6 protein-coding genes and 1 pseudogene are annotated in these 7,927 nt (G+C 43.4%); 2 read left to right on the top strand and 5 right to left on the bottom strand.

The genetic code is table 11. The features are described from left to right. Window positions 1–74: 74 nt before the first annotated feature. The 3 genes from OGY19_RS17095 to OGY19_RS17085 are packed head-to-tail and all read right to left on the bottom strand — an operon-like array spanning window position 75 to window position 2,665. Entirely contained in the window at window positions 75–761 is a 687-nt protein-coding gene (locus OGY19_RS17095; RefSeq protein ID WP_286596882.1) for an HNH endonuclease, read from the bottom strand. A 15-nt stretch (window positions 762–776) separates the two neighbouring features. After that, the gene (locus OGY19_RS17090) at window positions 777–2,426 is read right to left on the bottom strand and encodes an AAA family ATPase (RefSeq protein ID WP_286596880.1); all 1,650 of its coding nucleotides are present in this window, start codon (window positions 2,424–2,426) and stop codon (window positions 777–779) included. Window positions 2,427–2,473: 47 nt separating this feature from the next. Further along, entirely contained in the window at window positions 2,474–2,665 is a 192-nt protein-coding gene (locus OGY19_RS17085) for a toxin-antitoxin system HicB family antitoxin (protein WP_106902610.1), read from the bottom strand. A gap of 136 nt (window positions 2,666–2,801) precedes the next feature. Between OGY19_RS17085 and OGY19_RS17080 the strand changes: the two genes are divergently transcribed. Further along, window positions 2,802–3,092, top strand: coding sequence for a SymE family type I addiction module toxin (locus tag OGY19_RS17080; RefSeq protein WP_032950548.1), 291 nt, complete (start codon window positions 2,802–2,804; stop codon window positions 3,090–3,092). A gap of 219 nt (window positions 3,093–3,311) precedes the next feature. On the opposite strand, the gene misL is transcribed toward OGY19_RS17080, so the two are convergent. Then, complete coding sequence (misL, locus tag OGY19_RS17075) at window positions 3,312–6,089, bottom strand: intestinal colonization autotransporter adhesin MisL (RefSeq protein WP_115601278.1); 2,778 nt, start codon at window positions 6,087–6,089, stop codon at window positions 3,312–3,314. 74 nt (window positions 6,090–6,163) lie between these two features. Continuing rightward, entirely contained in the window at window positions 6,164–6,781 is a 618-nt protein-coding gene (locus OGY19_RS17070; protein ID WP_048213740.1) for a transcriptional regulator, read from the bottom strand. 652 nt (window positions 6,782–7,433) lie between these two features. Here OGY19_RS17070 and OGY19_RS17065 point away from each other — a divergent pair. Beyond that, a pseudogene (locus tag OGY19_RS17065) lies at window positions 7,434–7,927 on the top strand (IS5-like element IS5B family transposase); the annotation flags it as partial.

Genomic DNA, 7,927 nt, shown 5'->3' with positions numbered 1-7,927 from the left:
ACAGCTGATAGAAACAGAAGCCACTGGAGCACCTCAAAAACACCATCATACACTAAATCAGTAAGTTGGCAGCATCACCTCAATTTCCGGATCCACTTTTTAATTTCTTTGTCACAATAAATCAATATTCTTTCTTTAATCTTAAGTGCTTTAATATGTAATACCGTCATCAACTTATCTAATTCATTTTGAGAACGAGTGGAAAATTGCACTTGAAAAATAATATTATCATCTTTTACATTTGAGACTATCTCAATGACAATATCATCTAACAAAGATGTATAAAATGGGTGCGCAAACATAACCATATTATTTTCATTTGAATAATATTTATTACTTTTTATTGGGGCACAAGCTCGGCATTGTGGCACAAGATTGTTTGGGAATATTGAATACTCCGCGAGTAAATCTTTTGGTATAAAATGATCTAGCGTATCTGGAATCGTGGGATTACCACAATATGGGCAGGACGTTAAAGCATGTTCACGTCGTTTTAACATTAAAATTTTTTTTAACTTTGATGTAGGATGGTTGTATAAATCAATAAAATCGTTTTTTAATTTCTCATTTTTCTTAATTGAAAAAATACTCAAAGGAAGATTAGATTCCTTATCATCAATAAAATATGAATAATTTTTATATTTCCCGAGTATATCATTGGTCAAATTATGTAAAGACGTTTTTTTTGCTTTTTTACAAGACAAAGCTAAATCTAGCCATTTTTTTTCATCTTTAGTTAGTAAAGAACTTACAGTCTTCATTTAGATCCCCTTACTTTAGTCTTCTTTTATCTCGGAAATTTTTGAGGCTAAATAAACTAACCCTTCATCACCCATCTTAACCGACAAATTATTCAAATTTTCACTTAAACTTAATCTTTCATCCATAATATTATCCAGTTCATGTTGATAGGGTTTTTTGATAGAATAATCGTCAAATATCTCACCAATTATTTCCTCTAAAGATTCTCCGTAGGTTTCAATGTTTGGTTTATCAATCATTGTGCCATACGTTGCTTCCTTTAGTACATTAACACATTTACTTTGAACCTCTCTTGCAATTATCGATGAGTGTGTAGCTATTATTGCATACGAATTTCTCTGCTTAAGAACATTTTTTAACATTTCAATCAAACCAATCTCCAATGCAGGGTGCAAATAAAGCTCAGGCTCATCAATAATGATTAATGTCTCATCTTGAATCTCCGAAACAATAGATGGGATCATATAAGAATATATTTGCTGCCCAGAACTAAGTTTAATTTCTTTATTATTATTTAAAAACACAACTCCTGCTTCATAATTTATTTCCTCATCTTCATCATTGAACTCTATTTTTTCACCTTTCATTGTCACATCTATATGTTTACCTTTTATCGTTGTGAATCTTATGCTATCAAAATTCATCGACAAAGAGAGGGTTGAAAAAATGGTTTTAACTTTTCCTACATCGCCTTCTGCCCACCATGCGATATCTCTATCATACGTTATGGCATTAGAAATACATTTTGCAGAAAATGAAAAAGGTCTGTTCCGATCAAAATACCCCTCTGCGTTTCTAAATCCTATATAGGTATAATCATCAATTGAAAGAGGATTATCACTCATATTTATAGTGTCCTCCACACCATATTTAACTGATAATAACTCAGACAACTCTCTATTTGTGTAAAAGTTCTCAAAAGGAGAATATGACACAACAATTAACTTATTAAATAGTGGCTTAGACTTTGCCGCTTTTAATCCAGTAATAACATCACAAACCTCCTTAAGTATGTGCGTCTTACCTAATCCATTCTTTCCAATAACAAGATTTATATCTTGAGGAATTTCGAGGCGTTTATCGAATGAAAATAGCAAAGGTTCAAATGAATCACCAAGATCATCAAGGGAAATACTAATTACCCCATCAATTTCATAACTACCAATAGCTATTTTTGTGCCATTTTTAATAATAGATTTACTACTTGAGTTATCTCTATAAAAACGACTCTCAAATCCATACCACTTCTTATAGTCATCTAGATTATCTTTAAAATAGCTAACATCGCATAATATTTTTAAGAAATCTAATGCTTGTTTCTCCTCAAATAAACTAGAAACAGCTTTATAATATTCAATATTATTAGGCATTGACACTAACTTATCTGTTCGAAAGAGCCTTGATACATCAAAAATAATTCTTCTTTTAACTGGTCTCCCATTAGTTTCGAAAAACTCCCTCATATTACGCATATCCGGAGATAATACCATTATATCTCCTATTTTTTTCGCTATATTCTTTGATTTAACATAATAAACCTGAAAGTTAATTATTAACCCACCATTACTTTTTTCTTTTCTTTGAGGATATCCTAAATTATCCGGGAGAAGATGAAGCCCAATAAACTCCTCAAATCCGTACCAATTTGAAAAATATATTTTCATTAATTATCCTTAACAACTTTATCATACAAAAAACAACCTCAAAAAGACTATATTTTTGGGATAATCCCTCTCTTAACTAATTCTCTTTTTGCAATAGTTTTGAGCCAATTCCCCAAACTCATCCCTTCTGCTTTTGCAGCAGCCTCAAACTGCGCCTTTAGCTCCGGTGTAATGCGAATCTGGAAAGTCGGTGCTTTTCCGGATTTGGACTGATTTGGGTCGCGTTTAGCCGTTGACATGTACGTACCTATAAGCGCAAGATATCACCAATCAGGTACGTACCTTTACACCTGACGACCTGACTTATAAACGCCCTCGCCCGGTATTCGCAGTACCCGACGAGAGCTAACCTCACCAACTATCAAGGAGTTGATTATGGCTGATTCGCATTCTACCCCAGACAGCGACCAATCTGGAACCGAGCGTTCGGTAATTGTGGGATATCGCCCGAATGTTTTCGACAAATCCACCCCCAAAATTATTCTTTCCGGCAAGTGGCTACGTGAAGCGGGGTTTGATACCGGGCAACAGATTAGCGTAAAAGTGATGAATGGCTGTATCGTCCTGATGGTCTATGGCGAGCAGGAGCAACGATTGCAGGATGAGCTGAAAGAGGCAAATCAGAAGCTGAACAGAATTGAGAGCACGCTGGCAACTCTCCAGTGAATTACGTCTGAACCTGTAAGCGTTAATTACAGGTTAGCCAGATGCCGGATGGCGCTAACGCTTATCCGGCCTACGAACTGCACATAGCAAAAAATAACGTTGCGGCCTTTCATTTTCAGTTGTTCGGTTTTACCGAACAACTGCCATAACCATCCTATTTAATACGTAAAAAAGCCGCCGATCGGTTAATCAGCGGCTTTTCCATTACCAGCAACTACATCAGAAGTTATATTTCACGCCGAGCATACCGCGGGTATCGCTGTAGCCTTTGTCGCCGATCTGTTGGGCCACGTTGCTCCACACGTTGAGGCGCGGAGTGATTTGCCCTTCTACGCCGACTTTCAGCTCGCCGATATTTTTGGTGCCGCGCATGTCGTTGCTCACATCATCCATCTTCACGCGGGTCGTCTGCGTATTGTGGATCCAGTTGGCTTCGACAAACGGCTGGAACTCACGAGATTTACCGTCGTCGATGGCGTTGTGACCGTTGATAAAGGCTTTCACCCCCAGACGGGTCATCAGGTTACCATCGGTGTTGTCTTTCACGCGGGTACCGTTCGCTTCGCGGTGGCTGTCGGCCTGCACGTCCATCCATACCACCTGCGCTTTCGGTTGCAGCCAGTAGCTGTTGCGCTCGTTTTCACCCAGTTTGAAGCTGTAACCCGCTTCGACCGAAGCGGTTATCCCGCTGGATTTATATTTCTCTGTCGCCTGCTCCTGGCCCATCACTTTGTTATCAAACCAGTTATACAGCATCCAGGTGTCTACGTAAGTGCCGGTCTTGTCGGCGTCATTGGCATACCATGTGCCATACAGCCCCACGCTGTAACCGGTAACCTGACCACGTGAATGGTAGCCGGTCAGGCTGGACTGCGTGCGGTTCTGGCTGTTGGCATAACCTGCCATTGCGCCGAGATGCCAACGGTCGAGGCCGTCGCTACTCCACTGCGCCAGATCGCCGCCTAGCTGCATCACATAGCTGTTGCTTTGGGTTTTCAACTGCCCGCTACCGTCTTTGAAGCGGGTATGCGCCCCGACGTTACGCATCCACATACTGGTGACTTTTTTCTCGCCCGTCAGCATGTCGATGTACTGCGTTTCGCCCAGACGATCGTGCAGTCGGGTCATAAACAGCGTGTTAGCGGCGTAGTTGTTCGCCAGATAACTACCTGCTTCCGGGCGGTATTGCTGCTCGGTGACCGGAGGTGCGACAGGTATTTCCGGCTCAGGGATTATCGGATCTACCGGGTCTGGGTCAACAGGATCAGGGTCATGCGGATCGACCGGGTCCGGGTCTTCCGGATCCGGCGGAGCAGGAATAAAGCTGGTCAGATACCAGTTGCTGCCCTTTTGCACCACGTTATAGTCGTACGCACCGGCAACAATACGGCCCGCTTTCTCAAAAGTGCCGTCAGAATTACCGGCCACTTCGATAATCTCAATACCTTCAACAGTTTGTGCCCCGGTTCCGCCAATATTATTCACCGCCACAAACGCGTTACCGGCGGTATTGCCGAGCACTTTCAGCTTGTCGGTTTCGGAGGCATCGTCATTCAGGACGGTATTGAAAACCAGTTTGCCGCCGTTGCCGGTGAAATCTTCATTAATGGTAAGCGTCTGCCACGGTTCGCCGTCAATATGCCCAAAGTTCACGACGGACCCGCCGTTCAGCGTCAGATCAGTGAGCGTTGAGCTGTTGGTCATATTCCAGGTCGCATCGCTCATTTGCAGCGAGATAACGCCCGTTCCGGCCGTGACGCTGGTGATGTATGACGCCCCACTCCACAACGAGTTGTCGGTCATGTTGAGTTTAATCGCACTGTTTTGCTGCGGCAGGCTACTGTTCGCGGCAGTCGCGCCGGCGGCGTGAAGATCGCCGTCGATGAGGAAACGCCCGCCAGCGGAGCCATCGACGATACCGCCCGTTTCTGTGCTGATGGCGTAGCTTTCATTGCTGTGATTGCCTGCCATGGTAATGGCAGCGCCGCCCGCCAGGTTTATCGCACCGCGTGAAGCCGCATACAGGCCGCGTGGCGCTTTGCTGTATGACGCCGCTTTGGCCGAATTGTTTACGTTGATCGTCGCGTTTTCGCCGAGATTCACCGTCGCATTGGTGGAATAAACCGCATGTGCGCTGACGCCGTTGACCGTAATCGTCGCATTGTTGCCCAGTTCCGTTTTGGAAGATGAGGCGGCATAGATCCCTGTTGAGGAAGCACCCGACGTCTCGATAGTGGCACCATCACCAAGGCGGATCGTGGAGCCGCTCTGCCCGGTGCGAAGACCTTCTGAACTGTCACCTATCGTCACAATGTGTGCCCGGTCGCCGACGACAATCGTATTTTTGGCCTGCGTTTCGTCTCTCATCGCGTTTGCAGTGATACCGCGCCCCTGATAACCGGTGGTTTGAATATACAGATCGTCGCCAACGTAAATGTTGGCCGAACCTTTCCAACCCTGCCCCTGATTATAGGCGCTGTAACCGGCGTTTATACCGTCGCCATCCTGACCGTCCACATAAATGCTGGTGCGATCTCCGGTGATGATAAAGACCGGGTTATCCGGTGAATTGACCCCGTGTGTGCGGATACCATCAACATCCTTACCATTATTAGCGGCATTCTTCGACTGTGTGCGGATCGTCAGGTCGTCACCGAAAATAACGCCCGGGCTACCCGTCGCGCTGTTCTGAATAACGGTAATGGTGTGTTCGAAGGCTTCTGCTCCTGGCCCATTCAGCGTTAATCCATGGCCAAAAACAGGAATGGTGCCGGCACTCCACTGATAAACATAATTTGGCGTAGCGCTGGTTTTAGCGAAACTGGCATTCGCCTGTGCAGGAAATAAAGCCTGCAACTCTGGCGAAAGACTGTTCACCAGTCCACTGGAAGGCAAACTGTCAATATCAATCCAGGCCGCGTGGGTTGAAAATACCATTGACGTTAGCGCGGTTGATACCGCTATAGCAATGCGTGAGTAATGCTTAGGTTTTTTCATAATAGCCTCCTGCTTTCGGGCGTAGGGCGTCCACCACATCGCGATGATGTGGAAATAATAAAAATGAGAATCAGCTATAAAATGTTAGAGAGTATTTTATGAATACTTAGGCCTAACTTATCTTCAAGTCGAAGTTTGTAGACATATATTCTCTTAACATCAATATTATCTATTCGGGTAATTTGCTGAATACTTATCCCTGAAATAAATCGCTTGAGTAATATCATTTCCGTATAATTCAATGAACGCCCACGTTTGCTGTTGGCGAGATGCCCCCGGAATAAGCGACGTATTTTCTGATGCTGAACTTCATCACTATCACTGGAATAAATAATCCCTTGAATTTTATTGCTTTTCGATAACCAGTAATTGGCTAACGGCGTCAGGATCCGATCCGCTATCAATACAATATGCATACCACTCTGCGTCAGGCGATCCACCCATTGCGGATCGGTGAACAGACGCAAATTCGGGAATGAAAAATCGATAAAAATAAATCCATGGGATAAATGATTGTGATTATTAAGTAAAAGCTTTTCAATAATGCCTTTTTTCAAATAATCATTACCCTCTGGCCAGACAGCAAAAGCGGCACGGTGGCAGTATTGTGCGCGTACGGCAGCATCCGGAAATAATTCACAGGATAATTCACAGCTTATGCAACGAACACTCTGTAGCGGCTTTCTCTTCATCTACTATGCCCCTGTTATTTTCCATAAATATTTCATCGGTAAATAAATGTGTCAATCCGACAGGTGGTGAAATCCGTTTTCGCTAATAACAGTCGAGTGGTAAAAATGTTATAAAATCCTATAGAAAAATAATCTCCAACTGTAAATGTCGTTATGTTGATAAGTATTACGGAGCTTTATCTCAGATTAAAAGCCCATATATTAGGAGTTTTATACACAAATCCAGACATCACGGTAAACGTAAATACAGCACTATTTGCTAAAACAAAACCTTGCGAAATGATTTTAGTAAATCACAAAATTCCTAAAAACCAGAAACCTTTGTGATGTTGTGGGATAAATATAATAGCTAATCAGATAAACCTGTAATTAATTCTCATTATTTAACCTTAGTTAATTATCACCTAAGATGTATACACTATAAGTCATTGTATTAAAATGATTTAATTTTTAATAGTAAAACTCTTATCTTTAATCAAGTACAAAGGTAGAGGCGTCTTATCCATTTCGATGTAATATTAAATGGGTATGTTGATGCAACATATGAGACGTTTCGTTACTGAGGGCCGGGCATTGTACCTTATGGAAGGTGCGAACAAGTCCCTGATATGAGATCATGTTTGTCATCTGGAGCCATGGAACAGGGTTCATCATGAGTCATCAACTTACCTTCGCCGACAGTGAATTCAGCAGTAAGCGCCGTCAGACCAGAAAAGAGATTTTCTTGTCCCGCATGGAGCAGATTCTGCCATGGCAAAACATGGTGGAAGTCATCGAGCCGTTTTACCCCAAGGCTGGTAATGGCCGGCGACCTTATCCGCTGGAAACCATGCTACGCATTCACTGCATGCAGCATTGGTACAACCTGAGCGATGGCGCGATGGAAGATGCTCTGTACGAAATCGCCTCCATGCGTCTGTTTGCCCGGTTATCCCTGGATAGCGCCTTGCCGGACCGCACCACCATCATGAATTTCCGCCACCTGCTGGAGCAGCATCAACTGGCCCGCCAATTGTTCAAGACCATCAATCGCTGGCTGGCCGAAGCAGGCGTCATGATGACTCAAGGCACCTTGGTCGATGCCACCATCATTGAGGCACCCAGCTCGACCAAGAACAAAGAGCAGCAACGCGATCCGGAGATGCA

The organism is Citrobacter sp. Cy070, from assembly GCF_030332245.1.
In the GTDB taxonomy this organism is placed as follows: domain Bacteria; phylum Pseudomonadota; class Gammaproteobacteria; order Enterobacterales; family Enterobacteriaceae; genus Citrobacter; species Citrobacter youngae.
Note: the sequence above shows the minus strand (reverse complement) of the source record. Positions and strands in the feature narration are given on the sequence as shown.

Excerpts from the sequence above, each read along its gene's own strand:
- OGY19_RS17095 (WP_286596882.1), bottom strand. The coding sequence starts at position 761 with ATGAAGACTGTAAGTTCTTTACTAACTAAAGATGAAAAAAAATGGCTA.
- OGY19_RS17090 (WP_286596880.1), bottom strand. The coding sequence starts at position 2,426 with ATGAAAATATATTTTTCAAATTGGTACGGATTTGAGGAGTTTATTGGG.
- OGY19_RS17085 (WP_106902610.1), bottom strand. The coding sequence starts at position 2,665 with ATGTCAACGGCTAAACGCGACCCAAATCAGTCCAAATCCGGAAAAGCA.
- OGY19_RS17080 (WP_032950548.1), top strand. The coding sequence starts at position 2,802 with ATGGCTGATTCGCATTCTACCCCAGACAGCGACCAATCTGGAACCGAG.
- misL (WP_115601278.1), bottom strand. The coding sequence starts at position 6,089 with ATGAAAAAACCTAAGCATTACTCACGCATTGCTATAGCGGTATCAACC.
- OGY19_RS17070 (WP_048213740.1), bottom strand. The coding sequence starts at position 6,781 with ATGAAGAGAAAGCCGCTACAGAGTGTTCGTTGCATAAGCTGTGAATTA.